The following is a 17041-nucleotide window of genomic DNA, read 5'->3' on the forward strand; positions in this document are numbered from 1 at the left end:
GCATCTCTTATTTATTATATAAGTATTTATATATGTTATAATTTGCTTTTACTTTATCAACATATTTTTTAGTTTCTGGAAATGGTATATAATTTAAACTTTCTCCATCTGAAGAATACTCTTCATCACTTAGCCACTTATTAACATTCCCACTCCCACCATTATATGCTGCAAGAATTAAATCTAAATTATCAAATTCCTTTTCTAATGCTTTTAAATACCAACATCCCATTCTTATATTTAATTCTGGATCAAAAAGCATAGATGGCATAAAATAATTAATTCCTATTTCCTTTGCCGCCCACTGTCCTGTAGTATCCATTATTTGCATTAACCCTTTAGCCTCTCTTTTAGAAACTGCTTCTTTATTAAAATCACTCTCTGTTTTAATAACTGCCAATACAAGATATGGATCTATTTCATATTCCTCACTATACTTATTTACATACTCAGTATATTTGTAAGGATATATATATTTTTTCATTACTAATGTTATTCCTAAGTAAGTAATTAATATTACAATTAAAATAGTTACTATACGCTTAAACTTCATTATTTTCTCCTTACTTATTAATTACCTTTAAAAAATCAATAATTTTATCTACCTGATTTTTAGTCTTTATTAAATCTCCATTATTATCAATAACAATATGAGCATATTCTTTTTTTCTATCTAATGATATTTGTGCATTTAATCTATTTATAGCTTCATCCTTAGATAGCCTATCCCTATTTTTTAACCTAATTATTTGTGTATTGTTATCAACCCAAACTACGATTATATAATCCATATATTGGTGAAGATTATTTTCTATTAAAGTTGGTGCATCAAGTATCACCATAGACTCTCCATTTTTCTCATATTCCTCTAAGCTTTTAAAAATTTCTTCTTTTATATATGGAATTATTATATCCTCGAATTTTTTTCTTTGCTTTGGAAACCTAAAAATATGATTTCCAAATTCCCTCCTTCTAAATTCCCCTCTCCAATCGAAAAAACCTGATCCAAATTCTATATTTATTTTATCTAGAATTTCAGGGTACTTAATAAGGACATCTCTAGATATTGTATCTGCATCAATTATTTTAAAGCCCTTATCAATAAGCATCTTTGAAACAGTACTCTTACCTGAACCAATTCCTCCTGTTAACCCTATCTTAATCATTTTCAGTTAAGCCCCCTTACTTAGCTTCATACCATGTTTTACCTATATTAATATCTACTTCAAGAGGCACTTTCATCTCCAAAACACTTTCCATTTCTTCTTTTACTATTTGTTTTACCTCTTCAAACTCTTTTTCTTTAACATTTAATATAAGTTCATCATGAACTTGTAATATTATTTTACTTTCTAATCCTTTTTCTCTTAGCTTATTATAAACCTTAACCATAGCTAATTTTATTATATCAGCTGCACTTCCTTGAATAGGTGCATTCATTGCCAATCTTTCTCCTAAAGCCTTAACAATTCTATTTGAAGACTTAATTTCTGGTATAAATCTTCTTCTATTTAAAATTGTTAACACATATCCTTTTTCTTTTGCTTCTTCAATTGCACTATCTAAATATCCTTTAATTTTAGGGTATCTATCAAAGTAAATCTCCATATATTCTGAAGCTTCTTTTTTAGTTATGTGTAAATCTTGAGAAAGGCTAAAATCACTTATTCCGTAAACTATTCCAAAGTTTACAGCCTTAGCTCTACTTCTCATTAATGATGTTACCTCATTTAATGGTACTTTAAATACTTCTGAGGCCGTTTTTGTGTGTATATCACTATGATGATTAAACGCATCTATCATATTTTCATCCTTTGACATATCAGCAAGAACCCTTAACTCTATTTGTGAATAGTCACAAGATAATAAAATATCATTTTTCTCATTAGGTATAAATACCTTTCTTATTTCTCTTCCCATTTCATATTTTATAGGAATATTTTGAAGGTTAGGCTCTGTGCTTGATAATCTTCCTGTAGTAGTTACAGTTTGATTAAAACTTGAATGTATATGTCCATCATTATCTATAACATTCTTAAGGCCTTCCACATAAGTAGAATTAAGTTTTGTTATTTGTCTATAATAAGTTATTTTTGGTATTATTTCATGCTTATCTTGAAGTTTTTCTAAAACCTCTGCATTAGTTGAGTATCCTGTTTTTGTTTTCTTAATTACAGGTAAATCTAACTTTTCAAAAAGTATTTTTCCTAATTGCTTTGGAGAATTTATATTAAACTCCTCTTCTGATAAAGCGAAAATTTCTTTTTCTGTTCTAGTAATCTCCTCTTTAAATTTAACTGCTAAATCATCCAGCATATTTTTATTTATATTAAATCCTAAAGATTCCATTGAAGAAAGAACAAATATTAATGGGTGTTCAACTTCATAATAAAGTTCATCCATTTTTTCTTCTTGAATCTTTTTCTTTAATAACTCATAAATATCTTTTAGCTTAAAGTTTATCTTTCCTTCTAATAACTCTTTATCACCACTTATATCTTGACCTAAATATTCATTTATTAATGTTAATAAATCATATGATGACCTTGCTGAGTCTATTAAATAAGCAGCTATTGCAGTGTCAAATTCAAAACTCTTTATAGCAATACCCATTTTATTTAATATGGTAACTAAAGACTTTCCATCATGAATTACTTTTTTTAGGGATTCATTTTCCATAATTTCTTTTAAAGCTAAACAAGCTTCATTAGAATCAGAGCTTTGAACTTCTTTAAAATCAACTAAATATACTTTACCATCGTTTGATAAATAAAAGTTCTTTAATTCTATTTCTGAATATTTCCCACTATTTATTGATTCATAAGTAATATAGCATATATCTTTTAAGACTTTTGATAAACCCATTAACTCTTTAGAATCTTTAATTGTAATTAAATCTAACTCTTCTTCTTCTATGTTTAATTCTTCATTACTTTCAGGAAGTTTATCTAACATTGACTTCATTTGAAGTTTGAAAAATAATTTTCTTAATCCATCTTTATCGTAAGATTCTTGACTTTTTATCTCTTCTAAGTCAAACTCTATAGGCACTTCTGTAATTATGGTAGCTAACTTTTTGCTAAATATAGCTTGCTCTCTAAAATTCTCTAGATTTTCTTTTAATTTTTTCCCACTAATATTATCTATATTCTTTAATACTTCTTCTACAGAACCATAAGTTTGAATTAATTTATAGGCAGTTTTTTCTCCAACTCCTGGAACTCCAGGTATATTGTCTGACTTATCACCCATAAGACCCTTAACATCTATAAATTGAGTTGGTGTAACTCCAAAGTCCTCAACAAATTTTTTATAATCATATATAGCTGTCTCAGTAACACCTTTTTTAGTTATTACAACGTGTATATTTTCTGAAGCTAATTGAAGTGCATCTTTATCTCCTGTAACTATGTAAACTTCAATTTCGTTTTTCTCCGCATATTTTGCAAGAGAACCTATTATATCATCAGCTTCAAATCCATCAATTTCATATTTACTTATAGCCAATAAACCTAAAAGTTCCTTTACAATAGGAAATTGTTCAGCTAACTCTTGCGGCATTTTCTTTCTTCCAGCTTTATAATCTTCATATTCTTTATGTCTAAAAGTTGGTCCTTTTTTATCAAAAGCAGCAACTATATAATCTGGCTTTAACTCTTCCTTCATTTTAAATAGCATATTTGTAAACCCATAGACTGCGTTTGTATGAATTCCATCTGTAGTTGTTAATTCTGGAACTGCATAAAATGCCCTATTTAAAAGTGAGTTAGAGTCTAAAATTAATAATCTTTCCATATCTTCCTCCAATTAAGGAATTAAATCCTTAAAGCTTTGTTTAATATAAATTATACTATTTTTACAATAACAAATCATTACATTTTAATTAATAAATAAATTTGTTTTCCTTATAAAAATCTCCACATTTCAATATATTAATTCATATATAAATATTAAAAAATACTTAAATCTAATTCTTCAGATAAATCTTTAATTGCATGTAGTCCTGATATACTATTTCCCTTTTCATCTAGAGATGGCCCATATATCCCTATTCCATATTTTCTTGGAGCAGCAGCAAGAATTCCTCCACCAACTCCTGACTTTGCTGGTATACCAACATGAACTGCAAATTCTCCTGATGCATCATACATTCCACATGTCACCATAATAGTTTTTACGATTCTACACACTTCTCTAGACATAATTCTTTCATTAGTCCAAGGTATAACCCCATCATTTGCAAGAACTGAAGCAAATCTAGCTAAATCCCTTGCAGATACTTCTATTGAACATTGTTTAAAATATAAATCTAATATTTCTTCTACATCTCCATCTAATATACCTGTGCTTTTCATAAAATATGCTAAAGACCTATTTCTATTTCCAGTTTCTTTTTCTGATAAATAAACTCTTTCATTTACATATATATCTTTATTGTTAGTTACAGTTCTTATAAATTCTAAAATCTTTTCTAGCTTTTCATCAACTGTTTTTCCGTCTATTAAAGAAGTTGTTACAATTGCACCTGCATTTATCATTGGATTATATGGTCTTACTGTATCTCTAACTTCTAAGTTAACTATTGAATTGAACCCCATACCAGTAGGTTCTACATTTACCTTTTTAAAAACATTATGTCTTCCATTATCTTTAAGAGCTAAAATCAAAGTAACAACCTTTGATATACTTTGAATTGTAAACTTTGTATCACATTCTCCTGCATAATATTCTTTTCCATTTAAATCAACTATACATATTCCTAAATCATTAGGATTTGCTTCTAATAAAGCTGGAATGTATGATGCAAGTTTTCCATCTTTACCGTATTTTCTATTTTTATCAACTAATGTATTTAATAAATTAAACACTAATATCACCTCTTACTATCTTTAGATTATCCTACCTTTATCACTAAGTATTTCTATTATATTAATAATTATTATTATACACAAGGTAATTTATACCTCTATATTTTTAACTAGACTATTTTACTATATTATGTAAGAATAAATAGTATAAAATTAAAAAACTGAGGTGATTTTATGGATATGAAAAATATGTTACAAAAATATGCAATGTTAGCTGTAAAAAAAGGTGTTAACTTGCAAAAAGATCAAGTTTTACTTGTCAACTCACTAGTTGAATGCTCAGACTTTGCAAGAGCCATTGCTGAAGTTGCATACAAAGAAGGTGCAAAAGAGGTTATAGTTCATTATGCTGATCAAAAGCTACAAAGACTTAAGCTTGAGTATGCTTCTGTTGATACTTTAAAAGAAGTACCAAACTGGATATCTGAATCCTATAATTCTTATGCTAGAGAAGGATGTGCTGTTATATCTATTTCAGCTTTTGATCCTGATGCCTATAAAGGAATACCAATGGAAAAAATATCTATATTCCAAAAAAATCGTCAACTAGCGTTAAGAGAGTACTATGATTATTCTATGGCAAATAAAATACGTTGGACTGTAGTATCTGCTCCTACTGAAGCGTGGGCATTAAAAGTATTTAATGATTCTAACTCTGAAGAAGCTATAGCTAAGCTTTGGGATGTTATATTTAATGTTGTTAGATTAGATAAAGATGATCCAATTAAAGCTTGGGATGAACATAATAGCAATATAGACAAAAACTTAGAATTTTTAAATTCTAACAAGTTTGAAAAGCTTCACTTTAGAAACTCTAAGGGTACCGATTTAACTATAGAACTTCCTAAAGAACACATTTGGCTTGGTGGTTCAGAAAAATGTTCTTCTGGAATAGATTTTAATGCTAATATGCCAACTGAAGAAGTTTATACATTACCTAAAAAAGATGGAGTTAATGGTACTGTAGTGTCATCAAAACCTTTGAGCTATGGGGGAAATCTAATAAATAACTTCTCTCTTACTTTTAAAGATGGTAAAGTTGTTGACTTTACTGCTGAAGAAGGATTTGAATCTTTAAAAGAATTATTAGCTAGCGATGATGGCGCAAGTTACTTAGGTGAAGTTGCTTTGGTTCCATTCGATTCTCCTATTTCAAACTCTAACTTAATTTTTTATAATACCTTATTTGATGAAAATGCTGCTTGTCATTTAGCCTTTGGTAAAGCTTATCCAACTTGTATAGTTAATGGAGAAGATTTAAGTACAGAGGATTTATCTAAAAAAGGAGCTAACGATTCTATAATCCATGTAGACTTTATGATTGGTACAGATGATTTAGATATATTAGGATATACTTCTGATAATACTGAAATTAAAATATTTACTTCTGGAAATTGGGCATTTTAATTTTACTAATATTTTAACTCTTTAACAAAAAAGCTTCAGTCAAAATTTTGACCGAAGCTTTTTTTATTCTTCTTCACCTTTGGAAATATTATTTCTTCTGTTTCTTCTTTCAATTTCCTCTTCTAATGCCTCTTTTATACCTTCCATCTTAGCTTTTATCTTCTTTCTTGCAGTAATTTTTTGAAAGAACAAAGCTACAGCAGATGAAAATGCGTAAATTTCTTGCTTTTCATTTAAAACTATCTCTGTAGAATCTAAGTCTATTTCATTAAATATATACTTTGAAACATACTTATCATTATTTATTGTATTTGTTACTTCATATAATTTATTTTTCTCATACCCAGTTATGCTAGTTACCATTTCTATCTTTTGTTTTCCTACATTTTTTATAACTTTCTTATAACTAACTTCTGTAGGATTTTTATCATTAAATTTAGGCATTTGCTTTTTATTTAAATCTATAAATACTTTGAATACCCTTTCTATAGGTTTATTAACTACAATACTTCTAGTGTAATCACTCATTTGAATCCCCCTCTTTATACCTTGTATTAATAATATTATTACATTTTTTCTAATAAATTTCTATAAGAAAGTGGAAATATATAAGTTTACTTATTCCGTCTCTTCGCTCCAAGTCAACGTAAACTTATATATTTCCACTTGAAAACTGAAGAGAAGAAAGGAAATCATAAAACAAATCTACTTTTTCACATTGAATTACTAAAATCCTTATATAGTCACATTTTCAAAACTTTAAATTTTTATACTTTCCTAATTATAAAAAAATAAAAGGATATTCTCCTTTTATTTTTCTATAGAAATTTTAATGTTTATCTTCAGATCTTGGCTTATTTTTTCCAAGCTTTCTCGATTCCTTAGAGTACCCAACTTCATCAGCTACTTCTACTTGCATTTTCTTTAATTCTGTCCTAGTTTTTTGCCCTGACTTCTTATTTTTCTTTGAATTTTTATTATTCTTATGTGCCATATAAAAACACCTCCTTGTCTTAAATATATTTTAAGCCAATTAGCTGTTTTTATTCTAAGCAATATTTTAAAATTCAAGTTAATAATACTAGTATATTTTATTATTACAATTTAATTATTTTTATAAAATTTTTCTAATCTTTTTCTTATTTCTTTTATAAAATCATAAGAATTTGTAACTGTTATATTCTCTATGTTTGAAAGAATAGCTAAGTCCTTTGTCATATATCCCTCATTAATAGTTTGCAGCGAAGCTTTTTCTAAATTATTTGCAAATTGAACTAATTCATCTATATTATCAAGTTCTCCCCTTTTCCTTAAAGCACCTGACCAAGCAAATATAGTTGCTATGGAATTAGTAGAAGTTTCTTTGCCTTCTAGGTGATTATAATAATGTCTTTGCACAGTTCCATGTGCTGCTTCATATTCATAATAACCCTCTGGTGAAACTAATACTGATGTCATCATTGCAAGAGATCCAAAGGCTGTAGCAATCATATCACTCATTACATCACCATCATAATTCTTACATGCCCATATATACCCACCATTTGATTTAATGACTCTCGCTACTGCATCATCAATTAATGTATAAAAATACTCTATATTTAACTCTTTAAATCTATCTTTATATTCCTTATTAAATACTTCTTCAAAAATATCCTTAAAGGTGTGATCATACTTTTTAGAAATAGTATCTTTTGAAGAGAACCATAAATCTTGCTTTGTATCTATTGCAAAGTTAAAGCAACTTCTTGCAAAGCTTTCTATAGATTTATTTAAGTTATGCATTCCAAGAACTACTCCATCTCCATTAAAATTATGAACAAGTTCTCTTTTTTCCTCTCCATTTTCATTAGTATAAACTAACTCAACTTTTCCTTTGCCTTCTATTTTCATTTCAACATCTTTATAAACATCTCCATAAGCATGTCTTGCAATTGTAATAGGCTCTTTCCATGTGGTTACATAGGGTTTAATAGAGTCTACTATTATCGGTGCTCTAAATACTGTCCCATCTAATATAGCTCTTATAGTTCCATTTGGACTTTTCCACATTTCCTTTAAGTTATATTCTTTAACTCTTGCTGAATTTGCTGTAATAGTTGCACACTTTACTCCAACACCATATTTTTTTATTGCTTCTGCAGCCTCTACTGTAACACTATCATTAGTGTTATTTCTATATTCTAATCCCAAGTCGTAATATTCTGATTTTAAATCTATAAATGGAGTTAAAAGTTCCTTCTTAATCATGCCCCATAGAACTCTTGTCATTTCATCTCCATCCATTTCAACTAATGGTGTTTTCATCTTTATTTTATTCATTTTTAGCCCCCCAAGTGTATAATTTTAAAAATAATTATACATTATAACCTTCTATTTTACAATTATATTTAAATATATAAAACTAATATAATTCATAATGCAATAGAGGTATAGCAAAAATTGCTATACCTTTATAATCTTATTTTCTACTTAATAGTATTTATATATAGTTTTAGAATAAGAATGAAATAAGAGTTACAGCGAAAATCACTTGGCAAACCCCTACAGTACCTCCATAAAGCATTGCCTTTGGTCCTTCTTTTACTAAATCATTTATTTTCACTCTCATCCCTATACCTGCAAGGGCTATTATTTCAAAGTTACTACTAATCCATTTAAAGCTAACGGATATAAATTCAGGTACTAGCCCTATAGTATATAATATACAAATTATAAAGAATCCATTAATAAACCATGGAATATTTATTCTTCTCTTTTTATTTGATTTATTTTCAATTCTTTCTTCATTCTCACTTATTTTATCATTATTTTCTTGATTATTATTTTCTTTAGAAAAATCTATTTTTTCATAAACTAAAACCACTGCAACTAATAATATTATTCTTATTATTTTAAAAACAGTTGCTAATTTTACAACATCATCTGAAATAAATTTTGCAGAACCTATTACTTGTCCAACCGATTGCAGAATTCCTCCTATTAAAGCTGATGTGTGCAGTGCTTCATTGTTATATAAAAAAGCTGTTAAAAAAGGCAATGAAATCATCATTATAGTTCCTATTACATTTACTATAGTTATTGCTATTACCTTATCAGACTCATCTGCATCAATAACAGGAGCTGTTGCACCTATAGCTGATGATCCACAAACAGCATTTCCTGATGCCATAAGTAAACAATACTTTCTATTAAATTTAAGTTTTCTCCCTATCCAATATGCTGCTGTAATTGTTAATGTCATTTGTATTATTATAAATATAAGTCCATTAAATCCAAGCTTTAATATTTCACTTAAGTTTAAATTGGCCCCCATAAGTACTATAGAATAGTTTAAAAGATCTTTTTCTGCAAACTTAGTTCCACTATCATATTTATTTCCTTTAAATATAGTATTTCCAACTAATATTCCAATAAATATGGCAAAAGTTGCAGCTCCTACTGTAGAAAATTTTTTACCTAACGCCTGAGAAATAATACCTATAACTAGACAAATTATTAATCCTGGCAATATACCTTTTACTTTTTTCACTATATGTTCACTCCTAAATATATAAATTAAATCATTTGTTTTCTAGACTAATTATAAATATTATTAATTAAAAGTTAAACTATTATTATTTTATTATTATGATAAGTAATTACTTATATATGAATATTTCTTCTTAGCATAATCTATAAATATTCTCATATTATTTGAAATAAATTTATCCTTATGCATTATAAAATATAAATCTCTCTCAATTTTTCCTTCCTCTAATCTGAAGTAAAATAATTTTCCAAGGTTTAAATTATCTTCTATTGCCCTATAAGATATGCACCCTACACCTAAGTTAGCTTCAACAGTTCTTTTTATTGCTTCTGTATTTCCTAGCTCTAAAAAGGTATTAAAGTTTATTTTATTCTTTTTTAAAAACATCTCTGTATGCTCTCTTGTTCCGCTCCCCTCTTCTCTCATTATAAGTTTTTCCCTTTCTAAGGTTTTAGCTGAAACAACATTAAAATCTTTAAGTTTATTTTCATCACCACAAATAAATACTAATTCATCCTTCCAAGCAACTTCCTTATGTATTTCATCAGAGTGGACTTCTCCCTCTACATAGGCAAAATCTATTTTATTCTCAAGTATTAGCTTTTCAATATTTTTTGTATTTTCAATTATAAGTGATATTTCTATATCTTTAAATTTGCTTGAAAAATCTTTAATTATATCTGGTAATATATAAATTCCTATAGTTGTACTTGCTCCAATTATTATTTTTCCTTTTTTATTATCTGCAAAATCTCTAATACTTTTTACACTTTCATCATATAAATTAAGTATTCTTCTAGTATAATTTAGAAATACTTCTCCTTCATGTGTTAAAAATAATTTCTTTCCTATTCTATCAAACAGCTTTACACCCAGCTCTGCTTCTAATTCGTTTATGCTCTGACTTATAGAAGGCTGGCTTATATACATTTCCTTTGCAACCCTTGTCATATTTAAGTATATAGCAGTTTCATAAAATATCTTAAGCTTCCTAAAATTCACAATATCCTCCCCTTATTATATAATAGAAGAACTCAGCAAATGCTGAGTTCTACAATATTATTTATTATTTATTATTTACATCTTCATATTCTACATCAATTACTTCTCCAACAGAATCGTCAACTTTAGTTGAATAGTCATTACTAAAATTTGTTTGAGCTCCTGAATTGTAACTAGTACTTGATGAGCTTTTACCTTTTTTATTATTGATATATCCTTTTATTTTAAAGAAAATATATAAACCTAATATAATAGGTAGCACCCAAACTAAAAGTTGCACAGCTAAAACTGTTATTACTCCTACTACTAAAACTGTACTAACTATGTATAATCCTGTCTTCAATCCATTACTCATAATAAATCTACCTCTTTTATTTAATATTGTTATTTTTCACTACATTAAAACTATTATACCATAGCAAAAAATTATTTTCAACAAGAGATAAAATTTATTTCTTTAAAAGGTTTATTATAACTCTTAATGTTATTAAGATGTAGTTTTATCTTTTCTTGCAATTTTGGGTAGTATTAACCCTAATCCTAATAATACAAATGGTGTTATTACATTAAGTGATATTCTAAACCACCAATCCTTTGAGTATAGTTCTACTCCAGTTGGGAACATACCCATTATACAAGCAAAAGCTGTAAAGAAGAAGCACCATATACCAAAGCCTAGTGCAATTTTATTATTCTTTACAAATTTATAGTCTGACTTAAACTTATCTGAATACTTCTTAAGCATAATAAATGCTAAGAATACCCATAAGTATCTTAATGGCATAACTACTGAATTAAGCTTTAGTAACCAATCAAATAATGAATTCATATCTCCAATTCCTAAAGCTGGAACTATTATTAATATACCAACTAATACAGCTGTCATTATATATCCATTAATTGGAGCCCCATATTTATTAGTTTTAGTTAATTTTCTTGGTATATAATTTTCATCAGCATCTGCAATTAAAACTTTAAGCGGAGCATCTATTGAAAATACTAACGCTGAAATTTGAGCTAACATATTTGCAATAGCATATATTATTAATAAGAAATTACCTACACCGTAATATTCCCCTAACTTTTGAAATGCATAGTATTGTCCATTCATCATTAAGTCTTTTGGAATATTATTTGCATCAAACATCATTGACATAGCTATTGATCCAAGTAAAGCTGAAACTGCAACCATACCAGCTAATACAATCATTCCTTTTGGGAATTCCTTGCTTGGATTTTTCATGTTATTTACATATGGAGAGATTTTTTCTGCTCCACCAACTGCAAATACTAACATTGATAATGTTGTAAAATATGCAAAATTAAATTGTGGCATCATTGATTTAATAGTTATATTAGTAGTAGCAGGTTCTATACCTCTTATTGCAGGTGCTGCTACCATTAGTAATATATACAACATAGACATTACGAAAACTGAAGTACCTGCAATTGTTCCAATTTTCTTTAGTGATGTAACTCCTCTAGAAGCTATCCATAGGAATACTAAGAATACTGCTAATGTTAAGCCTTGTGCTACAAGTGTATTCATTCCTTTTATAAGAGTTCCATCTTGTTTTACAGCCCAACCAAGAGCTATTAAAACAGACTGAGGTTTTTGAGCTAAATAAGGCACATGCACAACCCAATAAGTCCAACCTGCAAAATATGCAAGAGTTGGTCCCATAGTTTGTTTAATCCATGTACTTACTCCACCTTTTCCATCTTTAAAGGTTGAGCCTAACTCTCCTACCATTAAAGCATAAGGTACAAAATATAAAGCGATTATTAATACCCATGATACAACTACGGTTAAGCCTTGTGTTGCAAAATTGTTAACTACGTTACCAAATCCCCAAACAGATACAAAGGCCATTAACGCAAGGTTATACCACCTAATTTTTTTAGCGTCTTCTCCCATAACGTGCCTCCTCAATTGTTAAATTATAAAAAATTAATTCCTAATAATTTTATCAATCTCAATATCTTCTCACAATATTAAAATTTTTATACTAAATATAAATTTATTATTTTGATATTTTTTTAACACTTTATTGATAATATTTCATTTTATAATGATTATTTATATTATATTCTTATAATATAACAAAAATTCTTATGATATTACAAATTCCCTCATTTTTATTTATAATATTAAAAAGCTTAAGAATATTTAATAAATTATTCCTAAGCTTTTATGCTTTACAGATTTATATTATAAACTTTAAAACAAATACTACTCCAACTATCACTGTTGGTATAGTTATATCTTTATATTTACCTGTAAATAATTTAATTAATATGTATGAAACAACTCCGAATACTATTCCATCAGAAATACTATAAGCTAATGGCATCATTATTATGGTTAAGAAAGCTGGAAGAGCTTCTGTCCAATCCTCTAAATCTATTTCCTTTATAGGTTCTAACATAAATAAACCTACTAAAACTAAAGCAGAACATGTTACAGCTGGAGTTATTACTCCAAATAAAGGAGCAAAGAATAAAGCAAAGGCAAACATAATAGCTGTTGATACTGCAGTTAAACCTGTTCTACCACCTTCTGCAACTCCTGATGCACTTTCAACAAAAGTACTTACAGTACTAGTTCCAAGACAAGCTCCAATTGTTGTTCCTATTGCATCTGCAAATAAAGCTTTCTTAATGTTTGGAACCTTACCTTCACTATCTAACATTTTAGCCTTTGTAGTAACTCCAACTAAAGTTCCTATAGTATCAAACATATCCATAAATAATAATGTAAATAATACTATTGCCATATCTACTGAAAATATATTATGCCATTCAAATTTCATAAATACAGAACTTATTGATGGTGGAGCACTTAAAACAGCTTCTGGAAGATGTGTTATTCCCATAGGAATACCTATTATCGCTGTTACTATCATCCCTATAAATAAAGCACCCTTTATTTTTCTAGCCATTAATATACCTGTTATAACTATTCCTATAATAGCAAGTAATGCTGGTCCATGTGTTATATCACCAAGAGAAATTAAAACCCCTTCTCCTTTAACCACAACTCCTGCTCCCTCTAAACCAATAAGAGCAATAAATAGACCTATACCTACTGAAATTGCCTTCTTTATATTGTCAGGAATTGAATCCACAATTGCTTCACGAACATTAAATAAAGTTAGTAGAATAAATATTATACCTTCTAAAAAAACTGCTGTTAATGCAAATTGAAATGAATATCCCATCTGTACTACTATTGTAAAAGCAAAAAAAGCATTTAAACCCATTCCAGGTGCTTGAGCAAAAGGAAGGTTAGCATATAACCCTGTTATTAATGTAGCAATAACTGCTGAGACTGCTGTTGCTGTAAATACCGCTCCACTATCCATTCCTGCAGCAGAAAGTATTGAGGGGTTAACTATTAATATATAAGCCATTGTCATAAACGTAGTAACACCTGCTAAAAGCTCTGTTCTAACATTTGTTCCTTTTTCAGTTAATCCAAAATAATTATCTAATAATTTATTTGTTTTTGATGTTTCCTTCATCTTATCCCTCTTTCGTATTATTTTATAATTCCCTGAACTATAATACAACATTTTTCTATAAATGCCAAGTATATATGCGAATATTTTTTTATTTTTTTAAATTATTTTTTGTGATAATATTTACATAACTTTATTTTTCGAGTAATTGTAGACTTATAATTCGGGAAATTTACAATCGAATATTAATGATTTAGATAATAGAAACTTGATATTCATACAATGATATTTAAACATCGAAAGATAATTTAATATGCTAAAAAGCCTTGTGCCTAGATTATTTTCTAAGCACAAGGCTAATATAAACTTTATTTAAATCTATCATCTGAAAGCCTTGTTGCAACATTTTGTATACTTTTTTCTAACCATCCTATTCTAATGTCTGACTTAGGTACATCAAATCCTGGAACAAAAGGCTTTATATCAATTACAGGTGTACCGTCTAATACATCAATATTCTTCACAAAAATATTATTTTCATTAATTTTATCAATTTCAACAATGGAAATTCCAATATGATTCGGCCTAACTGGAGTTCTAGTTGCAAAAACTCCATGAGTATTATCATCTAAGAATGGCTTTACAGTAAGTTTAACTTGTTCTGCTTTATGAAAATTATAAATAATTATTATATGTGAAAATCCATCTAAATCTTTTAGCCCTTCTAAATACTTAGAGTCTACTTCTATTCTACCCTTATCAGCATTATCACCAGTAGGTTGAATAGGTATGCTTTTTATATCCTTAAATTCACTGTGAATAATTCCTATAGGTTTTAAAATAATATCCTCTCCCAAAATAAATACCTCCGTTAAACATTTTTTATACCATTTTAATTATTATAACATAATTATTTAGTACTATTATTTCTATAGTTCATCATTTTCTTGTACATTTTCCTCTTTTTCTTTTCAACTTTAGTACTTGTCACTATTTTTTATAATAGCATCGTTATTTTCTCTAATAAATAGACATACTATATTATTTATACCACCAACAAAGTTTTAATAACTATTACTCTACTAATAATTCATACTTTTAGAATTCTGATATAATATACTAACTACTTTAATAAAAAAGTTCACCTATGTAAGTTTTGCTTATTCCGTCACTTCGCTCCAAGTCATCGCAAAATTACATAGGTGAACTTCAAAGCTTAAGGAAGGAAATTATAAAAAGTTATTCACAGGGTAAACTTTTTATAATTTCCCAAAGAATAAAAAATCTCATGCACATCTTATAAAAATCATGCATGAGACTTATACTTTTAAAACTTTATAAGAACATCATTTCAACCTTAGTCATAACTAATTAACAAAATGATAATAATTAAATTTCATTTTTATTCAACTCTCTTAATATTCCAAAATTGATTAGCTGTATTGTTATCTGAATATTGAATTAAGATAGTGCTATTTGAAGTTGAACTTCCAGGAACATCAATTATTTTGCTACTTTTCTTATTTACAAACTTATATACTCCGCCGTCCATATCTTCAATTTTCCAAAGTTGATTGTCAGCACCAGTATCTGTACATTGAGATAGTTTTGCATTATTATCTAGAGAATCATTAGTAACACATACAACCTTCCCAGTTAATCTACTTACAATTTTGTAATAACCATCTTCTGTACTAACAAATTTCCATTGTTGATTTAATTTATTATTAGGTGAATATTGAATTATATCTGTACCATCTGCATATGATTCACCTCTTACGTCCATTACTTTCTCACTAAAAATATTTTTTATAGTATAATAGGCATTACTATCAAAAGGTGTTTCTGGCGCACCATATTTAATAGTCCAACTTGATACTGTGCTTTTATTTGAGAAGTCTCTTCCTTGAATAACTACCTTATCATTGTAAATATTAAAAAGAAGACCTTGACTTTGTTTTATAGTACCATCATTAATCATTTTAAATGATGACGATGGGAAAAAATTCATACTTGATGTTACAGGAGCATGAGTATGACCAGTAACAAGAATACTTTGAGGATATTTACTTAAAATACTTCTAAGTTGCTGATCTTGTACAACTCCATCAGGATATGACTTATTATATCCTTGTTCTGGATAGGTATCAGATACTGTTTTAACCAAAGCTTGATGTATAAAAATAAAAATTGGTTTATCTGAACTAGCATCCTCACTAAGCTTTGTATCCAACCAGTTTAATTGAGTATCTGAAAGTGTTGCCTGATCTTTAAGATCTTGATCTGAAGCTAAAAAGATAAAATGATACCCATTAATCCATTGATCATAATACATACCTGGCATATTTGTTTTTGATAAAAATCTATTTTTCCCCTCATTATATCCTCCTGATAACCATCTAAGATCATGATTACCAGTTACATAATATGGTGAAAGTGTACTATTTGCTATATTTGTATTTACAGTAGATATTAATGAATTGTATTGAGAATCGCTTCCTGACTCTGTTAAATCCCCATTAAATACTATTGCACTGCAATTATTATTTTTTGCATCGGTAATGGCATTTTTTAAATTATCTAAGTAACCATGAATATCAGAAACTACCATAAAATTTGCTATTGGAGCATCAGTAATAGTTTCAGCCTTTACTAGATTGTTATTTATACCCGTTAAAGAAATGGGATTAAAAATTAAGAATACCGTTATTATTAAGAACACTAAAATTTGCATAAGTTTATTCATATCTAAACCTCCAATTAATTATTTA

Annotated in this window: 15 protein-coding genes; 1 reads left to right on the forward strand and 14 read right to left on the reverse strand. The window is 28.0% G+C overall.

Annotated elements, in window-relative coordinates; genetic code table 11:
* Positions 1-7: 7 nt before the first annotated feature.
* From ACZJV1_RS12145 to glsA, 4 genes are all read right to left on the reverse strand, one after another.
* Positions 8-553, reverse strand: coding sequence for a lytic transglycosylase domain-containing protein (locus ACZJV1_RS12145; RefSeq protein WP_460287638.1), 546 nt, complete (start codon positions 551-553; stop codon positions 8-10).
* 10 nt (positions 554-563) lie between these two features.
* Positions 564-1166 carry a dephospho-CoA kinase gene (gene coaE, locus ACZJV1_RS12150; RefSeq protein ID WP_460287640.1) on the reverse strand — a complete coding sequence of 201 codons (603 nt, stop codon included), beginning with the start codon at positions 1164-1166 and terminating at the stop codon, positions 564-566.
* Between the two features lie 16 nt (positions 1167-1182).
* On the reverse strand, positions 1183-3795 hold the full coding sequence (polA, locus tag ACZJV1_RS12155; protein WP_463650292.1) for a DNA polymerase I: 2613 nt from the start codon (positions 3793-3795) through the stop codon (positions 1183-1185).
* Positions 3796-3950: 155 nt separating this feature from the next.
* Positions 3951-4868 carry a glutaminase A gene (gene glsA, locus ACZJV1_RS12160; RefSeq protein ID WP_463650293.1) on the reverse strand — a complete coding sequence of 306 codons (918 nt, stop codon included), beginning with the start codon at positions 4866-4868 and terminating at the stop codon, positions 3951-3953.
* A gap of 174 nt (positions 4869-5042) precedes the next feature.
* Between glsA and ACZJV1_RS12165 the strand changes: the two genes are divergently transcribed.
* On the forward strand, positions 5043-6275 hold the full coding sequence (locus tag ACZJV1_RS12165) for an aminopeptidase (RefSeq protein WP_463650294.1): 1233 nt from the start codon (positions 5043-5045) through the stop codon (positions 6273-6275).
* Positions 6276-6338: 63 nt separating this feature from the next.
* On the opposite strand, the gene ACZJV1_RS12170 is transcribed toward ACZJV1_RS12165, so the two are convergent.
* From ACZJV1_RS12170 to ACZJV1_RS12215, 10 genes are all read right to left on the reverse strand, one after another.
* Positions 6339-6803 carry a DUF3284 domain-containing protein gene (locus ACZJV1_RS12170; protein ID WP_460287644.1) on the reverse strand — a complete coding sequence of 155 codons (465 nt, stop codon included), beginning with the start codon at positions 6801-6803 and terminating at the stop codon, positions 6339-6341.
* Between the two features lie 301 nt (positions 6804-7104).
* Positions 7105-7269, reverse strand: coding sequence for a small, acid-soluble spore protein, alpha/beta type (locus ACZJV1_RS12175; RefSeq protein WP_411168172.1), 165 nt, complete (start codon positions 7267-7269; stop codon positions 7105-7107).
* Positions 7270-7379: 110 nt separating this feature from the next.
* Entirely contained in the window at positions 7380-8597 is a 1218-nt protein-coding gene (locus ACZJV1_RS12180; protein WP_463650295.1) for an NADP-dependent isocitrate dehydrogenase, read from the reverse strand.
* A 172-nt stretch (positions 8598-8769) separates the two neighbouring features.
* A complete protein-coding gene (locus ACZJV1_RS12185; RefSeq protein ID WP_463652162.1) occupies positions 8770-9810 on the reverse strand; it encodes a YeiH family protein in 1041 nt (346 codons plus the stop codon).
* A 93-nt stretch (positions 9811-9903) separates the two neighbouring features.
* Positions 9904-10809 (reverse strand): LysR family transcriptional regulator, encoded by a 906-nt coding sequence (locus ACZJV1_RS12190; protein WP_460287648.1) that lies wholly within the window; start codon positions 10807-10809, stop codon positions 9904-9906.
* 64 nt (positions 10810-10873) lie between these two features.
* Positions 10874-11164, reverse strand: a complete 291-nt coding sequence (locus ACZJV1_RS12195; RefSeq protein ID WP_460287651.1) for a hypothetical protein — start codon at positions 11162-11164, stop codon at positions 10874-10876.
* A gap of 132 nt (positions 11165-11296) precedes the next feature.
* Positions 11297-12727, reverse strand: coding sequence for an amino acid permease (locus ACZJV1_RS12200; RefSeq protein ID WP_463650296.1), 1431 nt, complete (start codon positions 12725-12727; stop codon positions 11297-11299).
* Between the two features lie 289 nt (positions 12728-13016).
* The gene (locus tag ACZJV1_RS12205; protein ID WP_463650297.1) at positions 13017-14333 is read right to left on the reverse strand and encodes an NCS2 family permease; all 1317 of its coding nucleotides are present in this window, start codon (positions 14331-14333) and stop codon (positions 13017-13019) included.
* Positions 14334-14638: 305 nt separating this feature from the next.
* Positions 14639-15127 (reverse strand): tRNA (N6-threonylcarbamoyladenosine(37)-N6)-methyltransferase TrmO, encoded by a 489-nt coding sequence (tsaA, locus tag ACZJV1_RS12210; RefSeq protein WP_463650298.1) that lies wholly within the window; start codon positions 15125-15127, stop codon positions 14639-14641.
* Between the two features lie 545 nt (positions 15128-15672).
* Positions 15673-17016: an RICIN domain-containing protein gene (locus tag ACZJV1_RS12215; protein WP_463650299.1), complete on the reverse strand. Its 1344-nt coding sequence runs from the start codon at positions 17014-17016 to the stop codon at positions 15673-15675.
* Positions 17017-17041 lie beyond the last annotated feature (25 nt).

It is taken from the genome of Clostridium sp. LS3 (assembly GCF_055330225.1).

Coding starts and splice junctions, on each gene's coding strand:
- ACZJV1_RS12145 (WP_460287638.1), bottom strand. CDS start 553: ATGAAGTTTAAGCGTATAGTAACTATTTTAATTGTAATATTAATTACT.
- coaE (WP_460287640.1), bottom strand. CDS start 1,166: ATGATTAAGATAGGGTTAACAGGAGGAATTGGTTCAGGTAAGAGTACT.
- polA (WP_463650292.1), bottom strand. CDS start 3,795: ATGGAAAGATTATTAATTTTAGACTCTAACTCACTTTTAAATAGGGCA.
- ACZJV1_RS12165 (WP_463650294.1), top strand. CDS start 5,043: ATGGATATGAAAAATATGTTACAAAAATATGCAATGTTAGCTGTAAAA.
- ACZJV1_RS12170 (WP_460287644.1), bottom strand. CDS start 6,803: ATGAGTGATTACACTAGAAGTATTGTAGTTAATAAACCTATAGAAAGG.
- ACZJV1_RS12175 (WP_411168172.1), bottom strand. CDS start 7,269: ATGGCACATAAGAATAATAAAAATTCAAAGAAAAATAAGAAGTCAGGG.
- ACZJV1_RS12180 (WP_463650295.1), bottom strand. CDS start 8,597: ATGAATAAAATAAAGATGAAAACACCATTAGTTGAAATGGATGGAGAT.
- ACZJV1_RS12195 (WP_460287651.1), bottom strand. CDS start 11,164: ATGAGTAATGGATTGAAGACAGGATTATACATAGTTAGTACAGTTTTA.
- ACZJV1_RS12200 (WP_463650296.1), bottom strand. CDS start 12,727: ATGGGAGAAGACGCTAAAAAAATTAGGTGGTATAACCTTGCGTTAATG.
- ACZJV1_RS12205 (WP_463650297.1), bottom strand. CDS start 14,333: ATGAAGGAAACATCAAAAACAAATAAATTATTAGATAATTATTTTGGA.
- ACZJV1_RS12215 (WP_463650299.1), bottom strand. CDS start 17,016: ATGAATAAACTTATGCAAATTTTAGTGTTCTTAATAATAACGGTATTC.